16 protein-coding genes and 3 pseudogenes are annotated in these 17,930 nt (G+C 73.1%); 13 read left to right on the plus strand and 6 right to left on the minus strand.

Features of this window, described 5'->3' with window-relative positions; translation table 11 throughout:
* Positions 1 to 38 precede the first annotated feature (38 nt).
* Together ACZ8AI_RS07940 and ACZ8AI_RS07945 are read right to left on the minus strand one after the other, a co-directional pair.
* Positions 39 to 413, minus strand: coding sequence for a hypothetical protein (locus ACZ8AI_RS07940; RefSeq protein WP_464857832.1), 375 nt, complete (start codon positions 411 to 413; stop codon positions 39 to 41).
* On the minus strand, positions 371 to 1,255 hold the full coding sequence (locus ACZ8AI_RS07945) for an MFS transporter (protein WP_464857834.1): 885 nt from the start codon (positions 1,253 to 1,255) through the stop codon (positions 371 to 373). Before ACZ8AI_RS07945 ends, ACZ8AI_RS07940 begins: the two co-directional genes overlap by 43 nt.
* Before the next feature lie 176 nt (positions 1,256 to 1,431).
* Here ACZ8AI_RS07945 and ACZ8AI_RS07950 point away from each other — a divergent pair.
* From ACZ8AI_RS07950 to ACZ8AI_RS07960, 3 genes and pseudogenes are all read left to right on the plus strand, one after another.
* Positions 1,432 to 1,855: pseudogene (locus tag ACZ8AI_RS07950) on the plus strand (MarR family winged helix-turn-helix transcriptional regulator).
* 60 nt (positions 1,856 to 1,915) lie between these two features.
* Complete coding sequence (locus ACZ8AI_RS07955; RefSeq protein WP_464857836.1) at positions 1,916 to 2,458, plus strand: glycoside hydrolase family 18 protein; 543 nt, start codon at positions 1,916 to 1,918, stop codon at positions 2,456 to 2,458.
* A 713-nt stretch (positions 2,459 to 3,171) separates the two neighbouring features.
* On the plus strand, positions 3,172 to 3,684 hold the full coding sequence (locus ACZ8AI_RS07960; RefSeq protein ID WP_464857838.1) for a Type 1 glutamine amidotransferase-like domain-containing protein: 513 nt from the start codon (positions 3,172 to 3,174) through the stop codon (positions 3,682 to 3,684).
* Between the two features lie 181 nt (positions 3,685 to 3,865).
* Here the strand turns inward: ACZ8AI_RS07960 and ACZ8AI_RS07965 are convergent, their stop codons facing one another.
* A complete protein-coding gene (locus tag ACZ8AI_RS07965) occupies positions 3,866 to 4,036 on the minus strand; it encodes an HAD family hydrolase (RefSeq protein ID WP_464857840.1) in 171 nt (56 codons plus the stop codon).
* Positions 4,037 to 4,389: 353 nt separating this feature from the next.
* Here ACZ8AI_RS07965 and ACZ8AI_RS07970 point away from each other — a divergent pair, with 353 nt between their 5' ends.
* Positions 4,390 to 4,794: a GNAT family N-acetyltransferase gene (locus ACZ8AI_RS07970; protein WP_464857842.1), complete on the plus strand. Its 405-nt coding sequence runs from the start codon at positions 4,390 to 4,392 to the stop codon at positions 4,792 to 4,794.
* Here ACZ8AI_RS07970 and ACZ8AI_RS07975 read toward each other — a convergent pair.
* The gene (locus tag ACZ8AI_RS07975; protein ID WP_464857843.1) at positions 4,737 to 5,804 is read right to left on the minus strand and encodes a LacI family DNA-binding transcriptional regulator; all 1,068 of its coding nucleotides are present in this window, start codon (positions 5,802 to 5,804) and stop codon (positions 4,737 to 4,739) included. The two genes, ACZ8AI_RS07970 and ACZ8AI_RS07975, sit on opposite strands and share 58 nt — an antisense overlap.
* Positions 5,805 to 5,899: 95 nt before the next feature.
* Between ACZ8AI_RS07975 and ACZ8AI_RS07980 the strand changes: the two genes are divergently transcribed.
* The 7 genes and pseudogenes from ACZ8AI_RS07980 to ACZ8AI_RS08010 all read left to right on the plus strand — a co-directional run bounded on the left by ACZ8AI_RS07980 (position 5,900) and on the right by ACZ8AI_RS08010 (position 13,040).
* Complete coding sequence (locus ACZ8AI_RS07980) at positions 5,900 to 7,123, plus strand: Gfo/Idh/MocA family protein (RefSeq protein ID WP_464857844.1); 1,224 nt, start codon at positions 5,900 to 5,902, stop codon at positions 7,121 to 7,123.
* Positions 7,120 to 8,123 (plus strand): annotated as a pseudogene (locus ACZ8AI_RS07985) (sugar phosphate isomerase/epimerase family protein). The gene ACZ8AI_RS07980 and the pseudogene ACZ8AI_RS07985 overlap by 4 nt, the downstream one beginning before the upstream one ends.
* A gap of 322 nt (positions 8,124 to 8,445) precedes the next feature.
* Positions 8,446 to 8,790, plus strand: a pseudogene (locus tag ACZ8AI_RS07990) (AAA family ATPase); the annotation flags it as partial.
* Between the two features lie 302 nt (positions 8,791 to 9,092).
* Positions 9,093 to 9,848, plus strand: a complete 756-nt coding sequence (locus ACZ8AI_RS07995) for a hypothetical protein (RefSeq protein WP_464858123.1) — start codon at positions 9,093 to 9,095, stop codon at positions 9,846 to 9,848.
* A 519-nt stretch (positions 9,849 to 10,367) separates the two neighbouring features.
* Positions 10,368 to 10,658, plus strand: coding sequence for a hypothetical protein (locus ACZ8AI_RS08000; RefSeq protein WP_464857845.1), 291 nt, complete (start codon positions 10,368 to 10,370; stop codon positions 10,656 to 10,658).
* Positions 10,659 to 10,703: 45 nt separating this feature from the next.
* Complete coding sequence (locus ACZ8AI_RS08005) at positions 10,704 to 12,362, plus strand: transglutaminase TgpA family protein (protein WP_464857846.1); 1,659 nt, start codon at positions 10,704 to 10,706, stop codon at positions 12,360 to 12,362.
* A gap of 300 nt (positions 12,363 to 12,662) precedes the next feature.
* Positions 12,663 to 13,040 (plus strand): hypothetical protein, encoded by a 378-nt coding sequence (locus ACZ8AI_RS08010; RefSeq protein ID WP_464857847.1) that lies wholly within the window; start codon positions 12,663 to 12,665, stop codon positions 13,038 to 13,040.
* Positions 13,041 to 13,135: 95 nt separating this feature from the next.
* On the opposite strand, the gene ACZ8AI_RS08015 is transcribed toward ACZ8AI_RS08010, so the two are convergent.
* Together ACZ8AI_RS08015 and ACZ8AI_RS08020 are read right to left on the minus strand one after the other, a co-directional pair.
* Entirely contained in the window at positions 13,136 to 13,660 is a 525-nt protein-coding gene (locus ACZ8AI_RS08015; protein WP_464857848.1) for a hypothetical protein, read from the minus strand.
* A gap of 153 nt (positions 13,661 to 13,813) precedes the next feature.
* A complete protein-coding gene (locus ACZ8AI_RS08020; protein WP_464857849.1) occupies positions 13,814 to 14,791 on the minus strand; it encodes a trimeric intracellular cation channel family protein in 978 nt (325 codons plus the stop codon).
* 69 nt (positions 14,792 to 14,860) lie between these two features.
* On the opposite strand from ACZ8AI_RS08020, the gene efeU reads away from it, so the two are divergent.
* The gene (efeU, locus tag ACZ8AI_RS08025) at positions 14,861 to 16,450 is read left to right on the plus strand and encodes an iron uptake transporter permease EfeU (RefSeq protein ID WP_464857850.1); all 1,590 of its coding nucleotides are present in this window, start codon (positions 14,861 to 14,863) and stop codon (positions 16,448 to 16,450) included.
* Positions 16,437 to 17,807: an iron uptake system protein EfeO gene (efeO, locus tag ACZ8AI_RS08030; RefSeq protein WP_464857851.1), complete on the plus strand. Its 1,371-nt coding sequence runs from the start codon at positions 16,437 to 16,439 to the stop codon at positions 17,805 to 17,807. Before efeU ends, efeO begins: the two co-directional genes overlap by 14 nt.
* Positions 17,808 to 17,930: the final 123 nt, after the last annotated feature.

The raw sequence follows: 17,930 nt of genomic DNA on the forward strand, positions 1-17,930 counted from the left end.
GGTCCACGCGGACCGGGTTTTCGTCGTTCCACCGACGGTCAGACCGTGGCGAGCGCCGCTCCCCGTACCCGCCCCGACCGGCCGAGCCGCCCGTGACCGCCGCGCCGCCCCCGCCTTGATCCCGGTGAGCACCACGGCCGCCAGCGTGATCCCGGCACCTGCACCCAGATCGGCGGCGTGTACCCGAGCCCGGCGGCGATGGTGAAGGCCGCCGATCCACGCCCCGCAGCGCGTTGCCGAGGTTGAACGCCGCGATGTTCGCCCCGCTCGCCAGGGTCGGCGCGTGGTCGGCGTACTGCATCACGCGCGTCTGCTAGTGCTGGCACCGTGGCGAGCCCGAACGCGCCCATGAGCACGAGGGCGATGACGGTCAGCACGGGCGAGGTCGCGACGATGGCGAACAGCGCGAGCACGACCGTGAGGACGACGAGCACCACGAGGAGCGATGCCGTCGATCGACCGCGAGGCGAGCTTCCCGCCGGCGAAGTTCCCGACGAACAGCCCGACGCCGAGCGCGACGAGGAGCCACGGCACCGCACTCGAGGCGAAGCCCGACACCGAGGTCAGCGTGTACGCGATGTAGGTGAAGGCGCCGAACATGCCGCCGTAGCCGAGCACCGTGATGCCGAGCGAGAGCCAGACCTGCCCGGACCGGAGGGCGCTGGGCTCCCAGGCGAGTGGCGAGGGTCTCGGCGACTCGCACCGCGGGCACGAGCACGAGGACGCCGACGAGTGCGACGACACCGATGACCGCGATGGCCCAGAACGTCGCGCGCCAGCCGAGCGCCTGCCCGAGGAAGGTGCCGAAGGGGACGCCGAGGACGTTCGATGCCGTCAGAGCCGGTGAACATGAGGGCGACTGCCGGGCTACGCTTCTCCCGCGCGACCATGTTCGAGGCGACGACCGGAGCCGATGCCGAAGAACGCTCCGTGGCACTAGCGCGGCGATGACCCGGCCGAGCATCATCACGCCGTACACCGGCGCGAGTGCGGAGAGCGTGTTGCCGATGATGAACAGCACCAGTAGGCCGACCAGCACGGGCTTGCGGGGGAGTCGCGTGGTTGGCGGCGGTGAGGCTCGAGCGCTCCGACGATGACGGCGAGGGCGTACCCGGTGACAGCGAGACCAGCCCGCCGTGGTCTCGGTCACGCCAGCTAGTGCGGCGGCGACCTCGGGCAGCAGTCCAGTGATGACGAACTCGGTCAAGCCGATGCCGAAGCCGCCGAGTGCGAGGGCGATGAGTCCCGCGGGCATGGGTCGTCCCTTCCGTTGTGCGGTGCAGCTGTCCCGCGTGCGCTGGTTGTTGCACACGCGGGGTATCGATAGTTGCACACGCGAGGCCTATCCGCGCAAGCAACCACGTGGCGAACGCCTGCCCGCGCACCCGAGAACCGAAGGAGTCCGATGTCGGTCGACGACACCTCTACCAGATCCGCGCCCACGGCTGGCGCGCCCTCAGCCGCCCTGCACGGGCTGATCGAGACGCGCCTCGAGCGCGCGCTGCGCGAGGTCGACCTGTCCGTGGTCGAGTTCACGGTCCTCGATGCGCTCCGCCGCCAGGACGGCTTCCACATGCGGATGCAGCAGCTCGCCCGGGCGGCCGCCCTCAGCCCGAGTGCGATCACCCGTCTGGTGAACCGTCTCGAGGAACGAGCCCTCCTCACTCGCGTCCTGTGCGCTGACGACCGCCGGGGGCTCTGCACGGAGCTCACGCACGCCGGCCAGGCACTGCTCGACCGTGCCACCCCGATCCACGCCGCAGCCCTCGAAGGGGCGCTCGCCGAGGCGCGCGACGTCCGGGAACTCGAGGAGCTCGCCGTCGCCGTCGACCGGCTCGAGGGCGCGTCCGTCTGACGAGTGCGGCCGACCCGGCCGGGAGGCGCGGCTCCTCCCACCGCACGCTACGGTGACCGGGTGATGCGGCGGACAGGGCTCGTGGTCGCCGGAGCGCTCGTGCTCACGGTGGTGCTGGGTGGCTGCGCCACCCACGGCGGGTCCGACGACGGTGCCACCGGACTCGCGGTCGAGGCGTACGCGGAGCCCGGCCCGGGTACGGAGCAGCGGGTCGCGGACGCGGCTCCGGGTGCCACCACGATCGGCATCGACGGTGTCACGGTCGCCGACGACGGTGCCCGGCTCGACGACCTGCCGGACGGCGTCGGCACGCTCGCCCGCGCCGCCTCGAAGGGCGGCGCGACGTCCGAACTGCTCGTCAGCAACTACTCCGAAGCGCTCGGTGACTTCTCGCCCGGCATCGGGACGGCGCTGCTGTCCGACCGGGGCAACCGTGACCGCGTGGCGGCGCAGCTGGCCGGGCTCGCCGCCGAGCGGCACGTGACCGGGGTGCAGATCGACCTCGAGTCCTCCGGAGCCGTGACCGTGCCGGACTCGTGGCGTTCGCTGCAACGCTCGAGGCCGCCGTGCACGACGAACTCGGTGACGACGCCGAGGTCTTGATGGCCGTGATGGCCTCGACGAACGCCGGCGGGTACCGCGACACCGGGTACGACCTCGGCGCGCTCGCCGACCACGTCGACCGCTTCGTGCTGATGACCCGACCAGCACGGTCCCTGGAGCGGTCCGGGCACGATCAGGCGCCGCCCTGGGCGAAGCGGGTGGTCCGTGCTGCCGAGGCCGAGGGGGTGTCAGCTGACCGGATCGACCTCGGGATCGCCGGCTACGGCTACGTGTGGGGCGGCTCCGGCGACGCGCAGGTGTCCCCGGCGCAGGCGCGCACGGCCGCCGGGGACCGCGCTCGGTGGTCGTCGCGGAACGGGGGAGTGGTCCGCCGCGCTGGACGACGGCCGTCGACTGCACTGGTCCGACGCACGTTCCTACCGGGCACGCATCGCCCTCGCCGAGGACCTCGGGCTGCACGGTGTCGCCCTCTGGTCCCTCGGGACGCTCGCCCTCCCCGACTGATCCCGCGACGGACCGTTGCGCGGCGCCGGACGACAGTGGATCCTGACTGCGACGACCTGTGCCGCAGACCCAGGAGGCGACGTGAAGCTCTTGCTGACATCCGGTGGTGTCACGAACCCGAGCATCCATGCGGCGCTCGTCCGGGCTCCTCGGTAAGCCCGTCGACCAGAGTCCCGCACTGGTCATCCCGACCGCCCAGTGGGGGCACCCGATGTGCGGACCGGCCTCCGTCCGTGACACGGTGTCGGGTGGTAGACGACTCCCGGTTCTTCTCGGGGCTCGGGTGGGCGTCGCTCGGCGTCCTCGAGCTCACCGCGCTGCCCACGATCGGCGTCGAGCGGTGGGTCAGCTGGGTGCGGGAGGCCGACGTCCTGCTCGTCGACGGCGGCGACGCGACGTACCTCAGCCACTGGATGCGCGCCTCCGGGCTCGCGGACCTGCTGCCGTCCCTGCGTGACACAGTGTGGGTGGGGGTGAGCGCGGGGAGCATGGTGATGGCCCCGCGCATCGGCGAGTTCTTCGTGGAGTGGCCGCTCGCGGCCGACGACCGGACGCTCGGCGTCGTCGACTTCTCGATCTTCCCGCACCTCGCCGCGTTCCCCGAGAACACCCTCGAGAACGCGGGCGATCAGGCCGCCGACCTCGGTGTGCCGGCGTACGCGATCGACGAGCAGACCGCGATCCAGGTCGTCGACGGCGTGGTCGAGGTGGTCTCGAAGGGCGATGGGTGCACCTCGACCGGGAACCGACCGACTAGCTGATCGCCTCGTCGTCGCGGAGGGCGGCCAGCACCACCGTCCGCAGATCGGCCGCTCCCGCCGCCGAGTGGTCGACCAGCACTGCGCGCATGCCGGCGGCTCAGGCATCGGCCGATGTCCCGGTCGGCGTCGTCACCGACGAAGAGGCAGTCAGCAGCGTCCACGTCGAGTTCGTCCGCCAGCGTCAGGAGCGCTCGCGCGTCGAGGGTTTCTGGAAGCCGATGCGCTCCGAGACGCAGACGGCGTCGAGCGCGCTGCCCCAGCCCGGTCCGCGCGGGTTGTCGCGCTGCTGTTCCTCGGTCCCGTTGGTGAGGAGACCCAGCCGGTAGCCGCCTGCCCGGAGCTCGCGCAGCACGGTGCACTGCCCTGGAACAGCCGCCACGACGCGCGGTACGAGCGCAGGTAGCCCTCGAACAACCGGTCCAGGGCGGCATCGTCACGAGGCAGATCCGCGCCGAGCCGTGGCAGGACGGCGCGGAGGCGCTCGCGGCGCTGCCCCTGGAAGCTGATCTGCCCGGACCGCCAGCGCTCGAACTGCTCGGCCTCGGCAGATGACCACGCGTCGAGCGCCGACTCCGTCGCGGCCGACCCCAGACCCTCGAGGAAGTGCGTCGCGCCGGCTCGGGCGGCGCCCGCGTGGTCGAACAGGGTCCCGTCCAGGTCGAAGCACACTGCGCGAACGGCACCCACTCGTCCAGACTACGAGGCATGCAGCACGACGACGTGACACTGGCCTGGCGGACCGAGATCGCGGACCACGAGCTCGTGGCGCTCACGGCGGCGCACGGGGGTAGCGCCGCGGCCGGATGGTGGGATCGCGTCCGTCCCCGGTCGCTCGGGTGGGTCGCGGGTCGGACCCTGGACGGCGCACTCGTGGCGTTCGTCAACGTCGCGTGGGACGGTGCGGACCACGCCTTCCTCATCGACACGAAGACCCACCCCACCCACCAGCGCCGGGGGCTCGGCACCGCCGTCGTGCAGCTGGCGGTCGAGGCGTCCCGCTCAGCCGGCTGCGAATGGCTGTTCGTCGACTACGGCGAGGACCTGGTGCCCTTCTACGAGGGCGCGTGCGGCTTCACACCGACGCACGCGGGCCTGATCCGGCTGCGCTGACCGACGACCGGGCGCTCAGGCGCGCGGGGAGCGGTGGTCGAGCGGACGACCAGCGACGGCGGCACGAGGGTCCGCGTCGGCGCGGGGCGGTGCGGTGCCCCGATGAGCTCGACGAGTCGGGCCGCTGCGAGCCGACCGACCTCGTCGTTGTGCGGGTCGACCGTCGTCAGGCGCAGCAGGGGAGACGACGCCAACGGGGTCTCGTCGTTGCCGATCACCGAGACGTCCTCGGGCACGCGGAGCCCGGCCTCGCGCACGGCGGCGATCGCCCCCATCGCCATGACGTCGTTGGCGGCGAACACGGCGGTCAGGTCGGGGTGGTCCTCGAGCGCGCGCCGGGTGCCCTCGTAGCCGGTCTGCTCGGACGTCGGTCCGGCGCCGTACACCAGGGCCGGGATGCCGGACTCGGCCAGCCGCGTGACGGTGGCGGCGCGGCGGACGGCAGCCGGGCCTCCCGAGCCGGTGACGTGGGCGATGCGGCGGTGACCCAGGTCGACGAGGTGTGTCGCTGCCAGCCGGCCGCCGGCGGCTTCGTCGGAGGCGACCACGTCGAGTCCGCCCGGCACCTCGGCGCGTTCGCCGGCGACGACCACGGGGGTGTCGGCCGGGACGACGAGGTCGGTGAAGCCCTCGGCGGCGAGCACGACCCCGTCGACCCGGAGCGACACGAGGTCGTCGAACGGTGACGAACCGAGGTGGGCGTTGGCGAGGGTGTCGGTCAGGGTCAGGCGGAGGCCGTGCGGGGCGAGGGCTTCGCGCACGCCGTCGAGCATCGGGACGTACCAGGGGTTCCGGAAGTCGTCGACGACCACGCCGATCGTCCGCGTGCGTGTGCCGGCGAGGATCGCGGCGGCACGGTTCGGCCGGTAGCCGAGCTCGGCCGCGGCGGCGAGGACGGCGGCGCGGCGGGCGTCCGACACCCCGGGGTCGTCGCGCATCACCATCGACACCAGGGACTTCGAGACGCCGGCGCGGGTGGCGACGTCGATGATCGTCGGCGGACGGGACACACGGCTCCTTGACAGGACATGGGTTGCTACGGCTACAGTCTACCGACAGCTTCTGGAACGTTCCAGAAACAGCGCGAGTTCTCGAAGGAGAGACCATGAGCGACAGCATCGGCGTCGCCGTCATCGGGGCGGGCATGGCGGGCAAGGCCCACATGGCCGCGTGGCGGAACGCACCGTCCCTGTTCGGTTCGACCCTGCCGCCGGTGCGGCTCGTGTCGGTCGGCGACGTGTACGAGCCCCTGGCCGCCGAGGCCGCGAAGCGCTTCGGCTACGCCCGGCACGACACCGACTGGCGGGCGATCGCCGCGGCGGACGACATCGACGTGGTGAGCGTCGTCGTCGCGAACACGCTGCACCGCGAGATCGTCGAGGGACTCCTCGCCGCGGGCAAGCACGTGCTGTGCGAGAAGCCCCTGTCCGACTCGCTGGAGGACGCCCGGGCCATGGCGACCGCCGCTGCGCGCGCCGCCGACCGCGGTCTCGTCGCGCGCGTCGGCTTCACGTACCGGCGCGCACCGGGACTCGCGGCGATCCGGCAGCTCGTCGAGGACGGCACCCTCGGCCGGGTGCTGCACGTCTCCGCCCGCTACTGGACCGACTACGGCGCCTCGCCCGACGTCCCGTTCTCGTGGCGGTTCGCCGGGGCTCCCGGCACCGGCGCCCTCGCCGACGTCGGCTCGCACCTGACGTACGTCGCGGAGTTCCTGGCCGGGCCGGTGCAGCGCGTCAGCGGCGGTGTCTTCACGACCTCGATCACCGAGCGGCCGGTCGCCGCGGGTCCGACGCGCTCCGCGGGCAGGCGGCGCCGCTCACGGGCGAGACCGCCCGCGTCGAGAACGACGACTACGCGACGTTCAGCGCGCGGTTCGGCGACGGCTCGGTGGTCGGTTCGCTCGAAGTGTCACGGGTCGCCGCCGGGCACCCGAACGGCCTGGTGGTCGAGGTGTTCTGCGAGCGCGGCGCCGCACGCTGGGACCAGGAGCGTGCGTCGGAGATCGGCCTCGCGCTGCAGTCCGACGGCTCCCGCCTCGGCGGGTACCCGCCAGGTGGTGCTCGGCCCGGACCACCCCTACGTCGCTGGCGGCATGGCGATGGACGCGCCCGGCGTCGGCTGGGGCCAGAACCAGATGTTCGAGTACCAGGCCCGCGCGTTCCTCGACGAGGTCACGGGCGCGAGCGATGCCCTGCCCGCCAACGCCACCTTCGACGACGGCGTGCACAACATGGAGGTCCTCGACGCGGTGGCCCGGTCGGCCGCCGAGGGTGGGGCCGCCGTCGACGTGCCGCCCGTCCGCACCACTGAAGGAGCGCACGCATGAAGCTCGGGCTGTACGACGCGATCCTGCACGACCGCCCGCTGGCCGACGCCCTGCGGGTCATCGCGGACAACGGGCTGACCGGCATCGAACTGAACACCGGCGGGTTCCTGCCCCCGGTGCACGTCCCGGGGATCGACGAGATCCTCGTCGACGACGGTGCTCGCGACGCCTTCCTCGCGCAGTTCGACGGCACCGGCGTCGTGATCGCCGGCCTCAACTGCAACGGCAACCCGCTGCACCCGGACCCGGCGATCGGCCCGGCGCACGCCGAGGACGTCCGTCGCAGCATCCGGCTCGCAGCACGGCTCGGCCAGGACCGCGTGGTCACGATGTCCGGACTGCCAGCGGGGGAACCCGGCGGCACCCGGCCGAACTGGATCGTGAACGCGTGGAACTCCGCCGCGCTCGACGTCCTCGAGCACCAGTGGAGCGTCGCCGTGCCGTTCTGGCAGGAGATCGACGCGCTCGCCCGTGAGCACGGCGTCCGGGTCGCGCTCGAGCTGCACCCGCAGAACCTCGTGTTCAACCCGGCGACGATCCGCGAGCTCGTGGAGCGGGGTGGTCTGACGAACGTCGGGGTCGAGCTCGACGCGTCGCACCTGTTCTGGCAGCAGATGGACCCGGTGGCCGTCGTCCGCGACCTCGGGCCGCTCGTGGTCCACGCCGCCGCGAAGGACGTCCGGATCAACCCGCACGCCGCGATCAACGGCGTGCTCGACAACGCGTTCCGCCGCTTGTCGCCGGACGAGCCGCGCACGAACCTCGGCGGCGACGAGTGGGCGAACGAGTGGCCGAAGCCGTCGGCGTGGGACTTCGTCGCGCTCGGCAAGGGGCACGACGCGGCCTACTGGTCCGCGTTCCTCGAGGCACTGCACGGGGTCGACCCGGACATGTGGGTGAACATCGAGCACGAGGACACCGAGCTCGGCCGCGAGGAGGGGTGGCGGTCGCCGCCGCGGTGCTCCGCGCCGCGGACGCGGCTCTCGCGGCACGCGTCTGACCCGGCTGGGTCGGATGCACGGTGGGGTCGACCTGGAGGCCCGGATCACGTGAGCAGACCGCTCACGTGATCCGGCGCCTCCAGCTGCGCCGTCCCCCGGCCGGGTCGTGAGGCGCAGTCGGTGACGCATCTTCCGGAGGCTGTCACCGGGCCGTTGTAGCATGCACGACACCTGTCCGAGACGAGGAGGCCTGCGTGCCGGAACCGGCCGACCCCGCCTTCCCGATCGAGCGCATCCGCGATGTCGGCGACGGACGTCATCGCCGCCGTCTCGACGGTGATCGACGGCAAGACCGAAGCCATCCGCACCGCACTGACGGTGATGCTGGCCGAGGGGCACCTGCTGGTCGAGGACGTCCCCGGCGTCGGCAAGACCGTGCTCGCGAAGGCGCTCGGCGCGTCCGTCGGCGGATCGGTGAACCGCATCCAGTTCACCTCGGACATGCTGCCGTCCGACGTGACCGGCGTGAACATCTTCGACCAGTCCTCCGGCACGTTCCGGTTCTCGCCCGGCCCGGTGTTCGCGAACGTTGTGATCGGCGACGAGATCAGCCGCACGAGCCCGAAGACGCAGTCCGCCCTGCTCGAGGCGATGGCCGAGGCACAGGTGACGGTCGACGGCGTCACGCGCAAGCTGGACAGCCCGTTCATGATCGTCGCGACGCAGAACCCGATCGACATGGAGGGCACGTACCCGCTGCCCGAGGCCCAGCGCGACCGCTTCATGGCGCGTCTGACGATGGGGTACCCGAGTGCGGACTCCGAGCGGCAGATGCTCACGAACCGAGGCGGTGGTGACCCGCTCGCCCACCTGCGGCCGATCGTCGACGTGGACACGCTCCGCGACCTCATCCAGTCGGTCCGCACGGTGCACGTCGCCGCCGACGTCGAGGCGTACATCGTCGCGATCGTCCGGGCCACCCGCACCCACCCCGACATCGTGCTCGGCGCCAGCCCGCGCGCCACGCGCTGCACCTCGCGCAGGCCGCTCGCGCCCACGCCGCCCTGCTCGGTCGTCCCTTCGTCACCCCGGACGACGTCGCGACGCTCGCGCCCGCTGATCCTCGCCCACCGCCTCGTGCCCGTCGCCCGCGGCCTCGGCGGCGCCACCGGCGACGACACCGCGCGCGAGATCGTGGTGCGCATCGTCTCCGACACCGTCGTTGCCCTTCACCGCGACCGCCGTCCGCTCCTAGTGCCCGGCTCCCCGGCACCGTCGTCGTTCGCCCTGCGGACGGGTGCCGCGCGGTCGTTCGCCGTCCGGTACGGGCGCCGTGGGCCTGTCCCTGCTGCGCCGCTCCCGTTCCCGCGGCCGACCGCTCGGGGCTGGACCGTCATCGCGGTCGGCATCGGGCTGGTCGGTGGCGGTCTGGTGGGCACGACGAGCGTCGCCGTGTCCGCCGGACTCCTGCTGCTCGTGCTCGTCGTGCTCGGCGTCGTGATGGCGTTCGTCGTCGCGGCGCCGTTGCGGGGTCGTCCCGAGCTCGACACGAGGCGATCGTGCAGGTCGGCGAGGTGTACCGCGAACGCATCACCCTGGGCGGCACGAACCTGCCGATCGGACCGCGTTCGACGCTGCTCGTCCGTGAACAGCTCGACGACGGGCTCGTCGGCATGTCCACCGCCGAGACGTACGCGACCGTGGGGCCGCACGTCCCGCCGGCCGTCCTCGACGTCGAGGAGCCCTGGCGATGCACCGTGGCCGCAGCCTGGTCGGGCCGGTGACGATCCGCGTCGAGGACCCGTTCGGGTTGCTCCGCATCGACCGTCCGGTCGTGCCGGCCGAAGAGGTCGTGGTCGTGCCGGCCACCACCCCGCTCGCCGCGCTCGACACCGGTGCGCTGGCCGAGAGCCGTCTCCGCCGACGAGGGCCGGGTCGGCCGGGGCGGATCGGCGGACGACAGCGAACTCCGCCCCTACCGTCCGGGTGACCCCGATCCGTCGGGTGCACTGGGCCCAGAGCGCCCGCCGCGGCGAACTCCACGTCCGGCAGAACCACGCAGGCCCAGCCACCAGAGGCGGTGATCGCGCTCGACGTGCGGCGCGAGTCGTACCAGCGCCTCGAGCCGCGACGACCTCGCCGAACTGTCCGACCTCGGCGGCGACGCGGCCTTCGAGCACGCGGTCGTCGTGGCCGCCAGCGTCGCCCGCGCCCTCGCCGCACGGACCTCGCGCGTCCTCCTCGTCAGCGACGGGCCGTCCGGCAGCACCCGGCACGCCGGCGATGCCGGTGGACTGACCGACGTGCTCGTCGGCCTGGCCGACGTTCGCGTCCGGTCGGACGCCCGCGAGGTCACCGAGGTGCTGCCCGACGTCCGCGGCCGCGACGTGCACGGGATGACGGCCGTCGTCACCGGGCACTGCACCACCGAGCAGGCCGCCGAACTCGTCTCCGCGACCACCGGGTCGAGCCGGGGCATCCTCGCCACCATCGTCCCGCCGGACCCGGTCGTGCGTGGGATCCTCGACCGCGGCGGCTGGCGCACCCTCGTCGTGCCGGTCGCCGGCGCGCACACCGCGGGGAGCATCCGGTGAGCGGCGTCTCCGCGCGTCCCGTCGTGCCCGGCAGCGCCCCACGCGGTGGCGGTCCGCGTCGGTGCGGACGACGGTGCCCTCGCCGCGCGTGCGGAGCGTCCGGACTCCCCGAACCCCTGGGTCGTCGCCCTCGCACCCGTGCCGGTGCTCATCGCCGCCCTGGCGATGCGCCCGCTCGTGCAGGGTGCCGCCTGGTGGGTGTCCGGCGTCCTGATGGCCGCCGTGCTGGTCGGCACGATGCTCGCTTTCCGTCGCCGTGCACCGGGCGTCCGGTTCGTGGCCCTCGTCGCGGCGCTGATCGTCTGCTCGTGCGCGGCCGCCGTGGTCAACGACGTCCAGCCGCTCGGCTGGCTCGACAAGGACGGCGCGCTCGGTGAGACCCTGGCCGCCATCCGCCTCAACCCCGCGCCGCTGCCGCAGACCGACTCGATCCGGCTCATCGTCACGGTGGCGATCGGGTGGGTCGCCGGCGTGTCGCTGTTCCTCGCCGCCGTCGCCCCGACCGCGGCCCTCGCCGCGGTACCCGCCCTCGTGATCCTCATCGTCCCGGGCATCGTCACCGGGGCGCCGGCCGCACCCGGGCTGGTGATCGCCACGGGGCTGGCGTTCCTCGCCCTGCTCTGGCTGTCGGTCCGACCCGTGCAACGCGCCGTACCGGCTGCCGTGGTCGGCGCGATCGGCCTCGTCGTCGCGGTGGGCCTACCGGCGATCGTGCCGCTCAACGCCAGCTGGCTGTCCGGCGTGACCGGGGCCATCCAGTCGCCCGTGCAGCCCGGACGCCCCGGCACGCTGCTGAACCTCGGGCAGGACCTGCGGCAGCCGAACGAGCTCGAGGTCTTCCGGTACCGCTCGGCGGACGGGCAGCCGGAGTACCTCAAGCTCGCCGACCTCGACGAGTTCGGCACCGGCGACTGGGTCCCGACGACGACCGACGCCAGCACCTCCGAGACCGCCGACACGCAGCAGTGGGCGGTCGGGGTGAACCCACGGCTGTCGGCGCGCGGCGATGTGACGATCCGGATCACCGGGCTGTCGAGCAACTACCTGCCGGTGCCGGCCGGCGCGGTCTCGATCGAGTCGCGCTCCACCAACTTCGACCTGGCGCAGTGGCGCTGGATGGGCAACTCGGGCACCGTCCGGTCGACCGGCCCGGCGACACCGCGCGGTGCCACCTACGAGGTCTACGGCGCATCGACGTGGTCCGGCGAGTACCTCGACGCCATCGCCCAGTCCGGGCTGCTCGGCCGTGCCGACGGCCGCGGGTTCGCGCGCCCGTCGAACGCGGAGCTCCGGACCGACCGCGAGCTGCCGAAGCGGCTGCCGGCGAGCATCGCGCGGACGGCCCAGCGCGTCGCCGGTGGCGCCGGCAGCGACTACGAAGAGGCCCGGGCGCTCGAGCAGTGGTTCCGCAGCGACCTGTTCACCTACTCCGAGACCGCGCCCGTCGAGCAGGGCTACGACGGCGGCAGCATGGACGTCGTCGCGAAGTTCCTGCAGGTGCGCGAGGGGTACTGCGTGCACTTCTCGTCCGCGATGGCGGTGATGGCCCGCACGCTCGGCATCCCGTCGCGCATCGCGGTCGGCTACCGGGCCGGCTCGACGCAGGCGGACGGCGAGTACACGGTCTCCAACCGGCAGCTGCACTCGTGGCCCGAGCTGTACATCAAGGGCGCCGGCTGGGTCGCGTTCGAGGCCCACCCCTGACTCCGACCAGGCCGCGACCTCGTCGACCGAAGCGACCGCCACGCCGTCGCCCGCCGCTCCGGACACACCGCTGCCGGCACCCGGCGAGGCCTCGGCTGCGCCGTCCTCGGCGACCCCGACCCCAGCGCCTCCAGCCGGTCCCGGGGCCGCAGGGTCGACGAGCGGTGGTGCCAACGGTCCGCTCGGCCTCGGGGTCGGGATCCTGCTCGCGCTCGCCCTGCTGGTGGCACCGTCTGCCGTCCGGGCGATCCGCGAGACGATCGCAGTCTCGGTGCGATCCGCTCGGGCCGGTCGCCGGCGGTGAACGCCTGGCGCGAGGTCCTCGACGACGTCGCCGACCACGGGTACGCCCCGGGGCTCGCGCCACCGGACGACGCGGCCGCTGCGGCACGCACGGCACGCGCGGTGCTCGGTCGGCTTCGGCCATCGTTGCCGCCGGCCGTGTTGCCACACCTGGACGCCGTGGTCGACGCCGTCGACCGGGGAGCGGTTCGCCGCCGGTGGCGCAGCATCGGTGGACGTCGCCGCGTTGCAGGTGGCCGTCCGGCAGGCCCGGGTCGCCCTCGACGCGTCGGTGTCGGTGCGAAGGTGGTCCGGTCGCGCCTGCTGCCGCCGAGCCTGCTGCCGTCGTCGGCCTGGTCCCACGAGGGACGCCGGACGCGCCGCCGCCCCGCGTAGCGGTCGGCGCCGCAGCACCGCGCAGAGGGTCGGGGCCGCAGCCCTGCGGAGCGGGTCGGCGACGCAGCGGGTCGTAGCGGTTCGGAGCAGCCCCGTCAGCGGCGCCGGATGACCGCCTCGACCAGGGTCGCGACGACCTCGCCGGGGTTGACCCCTGGAAGCGCCGCGGTGTCGAACATGATCCCGACGTTCGCCCCGACGAGCACGGTCGTCAGGTCCTCGAGGGGCGTGCCGGGGTCGATCTCCGGGTGGGCGCCGAACCACAGCCGGATGAGTTCGAGCCGCACCGTCCTGCAACTCGCGGCGCTGCCGGACGAACTCGGGCAGGAACTCGGGGTGCCGGATCGCGTAGCCGCGGAACTCCGACAGCAGGGCGAACTGTGCGCTCTGGTCGTGCCGCCCGAACGCCGCCCGGACGACGTCCCCGATCTCGACGGCGGCGATGTCGGCGCTGACGAGCTCCCGCAGCGCGCCGAGCACCAGGTTCGTCGCGCGTTGCATGACCTGCGCGACCAGGTCGTCCTTCGACGAGAAGTTCGAGTAGACGGCACCCTTGCTGAACCAGCGCGGGCGGCGACCTCGTCGAGCCGGGCCTCGTGCACGCCGTACTCGGCGAGCACCTCGGCGCCCGCGTTCAGCAGACGTTCGCGGACTTCGGCGCGGGGGTCCGAGGGGTGGGGGAGTCGGAGGCGTCGTCGCTCATCGTTCCTGGTTCGGCGGGCCGTCGCGGTCCGTCGGGTCCAGCTGCGTCGGGCTGGCGTGGTGGTGGTCGGTCACCATTCTGTCGCGGGCAGATCGGTGGCGGAGACCTGCCGCGCCGCTCGTCTGATCCCGCGCGGCATCAGCCGTAGCCCCCATCCACACGTCTGCTCGGAACCGCCGCGTTCGGGTCGCGTCGGTGCGTGAGCGGACGACGTGCGCCGAGTCGATACCCGGCGGTACCGATGGTACGCCCGGGCACCGACGAGATCACACCCCCAGGTCGTCCTCAGGCGTGTCGTGCTCGCTCCGCACGCTGCCGGCACCGGAGCGGCGCCCGGGTCGGCGGAGCAGGCGGATGGCGTCCGGACGGGTCGCCGCCCGCGCTGCAGGGCGAACCGAGGGTCGACTTCGGCTGCCAGTCGCGGCCGTTCGGCAGGCCCCAGCCGCGCCGGACCGCGCCCCACCGCAGGCCGAGCGAGAGCACGATCGCGGCGACGATCCCGGCTCGTCGGCGACCCGAGGTGCGAGGCGATGACCATCACGGCCGAGGCGGCGACGGCGACGGTGGCGTACAGCGCGTTCCCGCCGAACACGGCCGGCACGCGCCGGAGCAGCAGGTCTCGCATCGCACCGCCGCCGACCGCCGTGATCGTCCCCATGATGATCGCGGCCGGCCACTCGAGTCCGGCGTCGAAGGTGCGTTGCACGCCGACGACCGCCCAGAACCCGATCACGGCGGCGTCGAGCACGGTGAACAGGCGGTCCCAGGTGCGCTCGGAGAACGACACGAAGAAGGCGATGAGCGCGCCGGCGATGGCGACCGGCACGTAGAGCGGGTCCACGAGGGCGACCGGCGGCCCGTCCTGCAGCAGGGTGTCGCGCAGCATGCCGCCGCCGAGGCCGGAGACGAACCCGACGACCAGGAACCCGAACAGGTCGAAGTCCATCGTCCGGGCGATCGATCCACCGAGCAGCGCCGAGGCGAAGACCCCCGCGAGGTCGAGGACGCTCGTGACGGAGGTCAGGCCCTCGGGGGACAGCAGGTTCATGAGAACCATCAAACCCCACGCCGCACGACTGGCGGGCCGAGCGCCGGTTAGGTTAGCCTCACCTTCGTCATGCTCGCCACCCTCGTCATCGGCCTCCGTGAAGGCCTCGAAGCGACGCTCATCGTCGGCATCATCGCCGCGTTCCTCCGTCGCAACCGTGTCCCCCTCGCCCCCATGTGGCTCGGCGTGGGGGTCGCCGTGGTGCTCAGCGTCGCGGTCGGCTTCGGTCTGCAGGTGGTCGAGCAGGCGCTCCCGCAGGCCCAGCAGGAGGGCATGGAGGCGGTCATCGGCATCGTCGCCGTCGTCTTCGTCACCGGGATGATCGTCTGGATGCGCACGCACGCGCGCACCCTGACGAAGGAGCTCGAGGCCAGCGCGACCGCCGCGCTCGGCCGTGGCACCGCGTGGGCGCTCGCCGGCATGGCGTTCCTGGCGGTCCTCAAGGAGGGCTTCGAGACCGCGGTCTTCCTCCTCGCGACCTTCCAGGCGTCGTCGGACACCGGGCTCGCCGCACTCGGCGCCGTGATCGGGATCGCCGCCGCGGTCGTCGTCGGCTACGGCATCTACACGGGTGGCGTGCGGCTGAACCTGTCGCGCTTCTTCACCGGCACGGGCGTCTTCCTGGTCTTCGTCGCCGGCGGCTTGGTGCTGACCGTGCTCCGCCGGGCCCACGAAGCCGGCTGGATCGTCATCGGCCAGCAGCGCACGGTCGACCTCTCCTGGCTCGCCCCGAACGGCTCGGTGCAGGGCGCACTCGTCACCGGCGTGCTCGGCATCCCGCCGGACCCCCGCGTCATCGAGGTCCTCGGCTGGGTGCTCTACGTCATCCCCGTGCTCGCCCTGTCGCTCTGGCCCCGGGCCTGGCGTCCGTCCCCGGCGCGCGTGCCGGTGGTCCGGCTGGTCACCGCAGGTGTCCTCGCCGTCGCGGCCGCCGCACTCGCGATCGCCGTGGCCACCGGCGGCACCGACCTGCCGCGCTCCACCGCCGTGACCGGCGACGCCCGGTCCGTCTCAGCCTCCGTCGACGGCGCGGCAGCCGTCCTGCGCACCGCCGGCGACGGCCAGGAGGCCCGGATCACCCTGCCGACGTCGGCTCACCGCCGCGCGACCCGCGCGGGCGTGACCGCCGACCGCTGGCGGCTCACCCAGGACGGCTCGGCTGCACGGCGGCCGTCCACCCTGACGCTCGACGACCTGGTCGCCCTGTTCGGCCGGGTGCCCGTCGGGATCTCGCCGAGCACGAACCCCGGCCCCTTCACCGCGCGCTGGGCCGTCCGTGACACCGTCACGCTGTGGACCGTCCGGGGTGGCGTCCTGGACGCGACCCGCACGGAACGCACGGTGCTCACGCTCGGTGGCGGGGGCCTCCCGGCTGCCCGCACCACGACGCTGGACCGCACCGTCTGGGCCGTGCCGAGCGCCACCGTCCAGCAGTCCGCAGCCGCCGTCTCGGCGGCGGACACCCGCGGTGCCGAGCTCCTGCTCTGGAAGGCCTGGCTGCCGATCGCCCTCGGCGTCACCGCAGCCGCCCAGGTGCTGCTCGCGCTGCGCGACCGACGTCGCCGCCCCCTCGTTTCGACCACCGCACCCGACCCCGACCCGTCGCGCGGCCCACCCGCCGACGACCCCACAAGGAGCCCCGAGTATGCCCTCCGCTAGGACTGCCCGCCCCCTGTTCACCCTCGGCGCCCTCGGCGTCGTGGCCGCCCTCGCGCTCACCGGCTGCGCGGATGCGTCCCCGTCGACCGGCGGTGGCGCGAGCAGCTCCGGCAAGGTCTCGCGCGTGTCGGTGACGCTGACGAACGACGGCTCGGACACGTGCTCCGTCTCGACCACGAAGGTCCCGGCCGGCCCGGTCACGTTCACCGTCAAGAACGAGTCGTCGACCGCCATCACCGAGGTCGAGCTCCTGCAGGACCAGCGGATCCTCGGTGAGAAGGAGAACCTCGCACCCGGCCTCGACGCCGTGCGGTTCACCGCGACGCTCACCGGTGGGAAGTACCAGGTCTACTGCCCCGGCGCCGACCGCGAGCTCACCGACTTCACCGTCACCGGCAAGGTGACCTCGACCGCGAACAGCAGCGCCGCGACCCTGCTCGACGAGGGCACGAAGGGCTACGCCGAGTACGTGGACGGCCAGGTCACCGACATGGTGGCCGCGGTCAAGCAGCTGCAGGCCGACGTCGACAAGGGCGACCTCGCTGCCGCGAAGACCGACTACGCGAACGCCCGCCCGTTCTACGAGCACGTCGAGAGCGATGTCGACGGCTTCGTGAAGCAGGGCCACAAGGCGACCGACAACGCCGGCAACCTCGACTACCTCATCGACATGCGGGCGTCGAACCTCGACGACGCCGTCGGCTGGAGCGGGTTCCACGCGGTCGAGAAGGACCTGTTCGAGGCCGGCGCGATCACCGCCTCGACGAAGAAGACCGCTGCGGACCTGACCGAGAACGTCGAACTGCTGGCGAAGCTCGTGCCGACCCTCGACTACAAGCCCGAGGACCTCGCCAACGGCGCCGCAGGGCTGCTCGAGGAGGTCCAGTCGAACAAGATCACCGGCGAGGAAGAGGCCTACAGCCACATCGACCTCGTCGACCTGGCCGCCAACGTCGAGGGGGCCCGGCAGGCCTTCGCGTACCTCAAGCCCGGACTGACGAAGCTCGACCCGACGCTGACGAAGCAGATCGCGAAGCAGTTCGACGCGACGAACACCCTGATGGACGGGTACCGCGACGCCGACGACCTCGGCGGGTTCGCGACGTGGGACGCCGCGACGAAGGCGTCCGACCGCGAACACGATCTCGCAGCAGGTCCAGGCGTTGCAGGACCCCCTGTCCCGCCTCGCCGGAGAAGGTCGCCACCGCGTGACCGACCCGCACGACGACGGGGTGCCCGCGGACCAGCACCGCGGGCGTCTCGCGGCGCGGGCTCCTCGGCGCGGGGGTCGCGGCGGCCGGCGCCGGCGTCGGTGCTGTCGCGGGCATCGCCGGAGCCGCCGCCGCGACCGGGGTGAACCCCCTCACCGCCGCGACGAACGGCGACGAGTCCATCGACCTCTCGCAGAGCCACCCGTTCTACGCCACCGCCGACCGGCAGCCGCAGGGCGGGGTGCGCACCGCACCGCAGCGGTACTGCG

It is taken from the genome of Curtobacterium sp. AC273, from assembly GCF_979253735.1.

What these genes read in the sequence shown, in the direction of transcription:
- ACZ8AI_RS07970 (WP_464857842.1), top strand. Translation starts at nt 4,390, where the DNA reads ATGCAGCACGACGACGTGACACTGGCCTGGCGGACCGAGATCGCGGAC.
- ACZ8AI_RS07980 (WP_464857844.1), top strand. Translation starts at nt 5,900, where the DNA reads ATGAGCGACAGCATCGGCGTCGCCGTCATCGGGGCGGGCATGGCGGGC.
- efeU (WP_464857850.1), top strand. Translation starts at nt 14,861, where the DNA reads ATGCTCGCCACCCTCGTCATCGGCCTCCGTGAAGGCCTCGAAGCGACG.
- efeO (WP_464857851.1), top strand. Translation starts at nt 16,437, where the DNA reads ATGCCCTCCGCTAGGACTGCCCGCCCCCTGTTCACCCTCGGCGCCCTC.
- ACZ8AI_RS08020 (WP_464857849.1), bottom strand. Translation starts at nt 14,791, where the DNA reads ATGAACCTGCTGTCCCCCGAGGGCCTGACCTCCGTCACGAGCGTCCTC.
- ACZ8AI_RS07945 (WP_464857834.1), bottom strand. Translation starts at nt 1,255, where the DNA reads ATGCCCGCGGGACTCATCGCCCTCGCACTCGGCGGCTTCGGCATCGGC.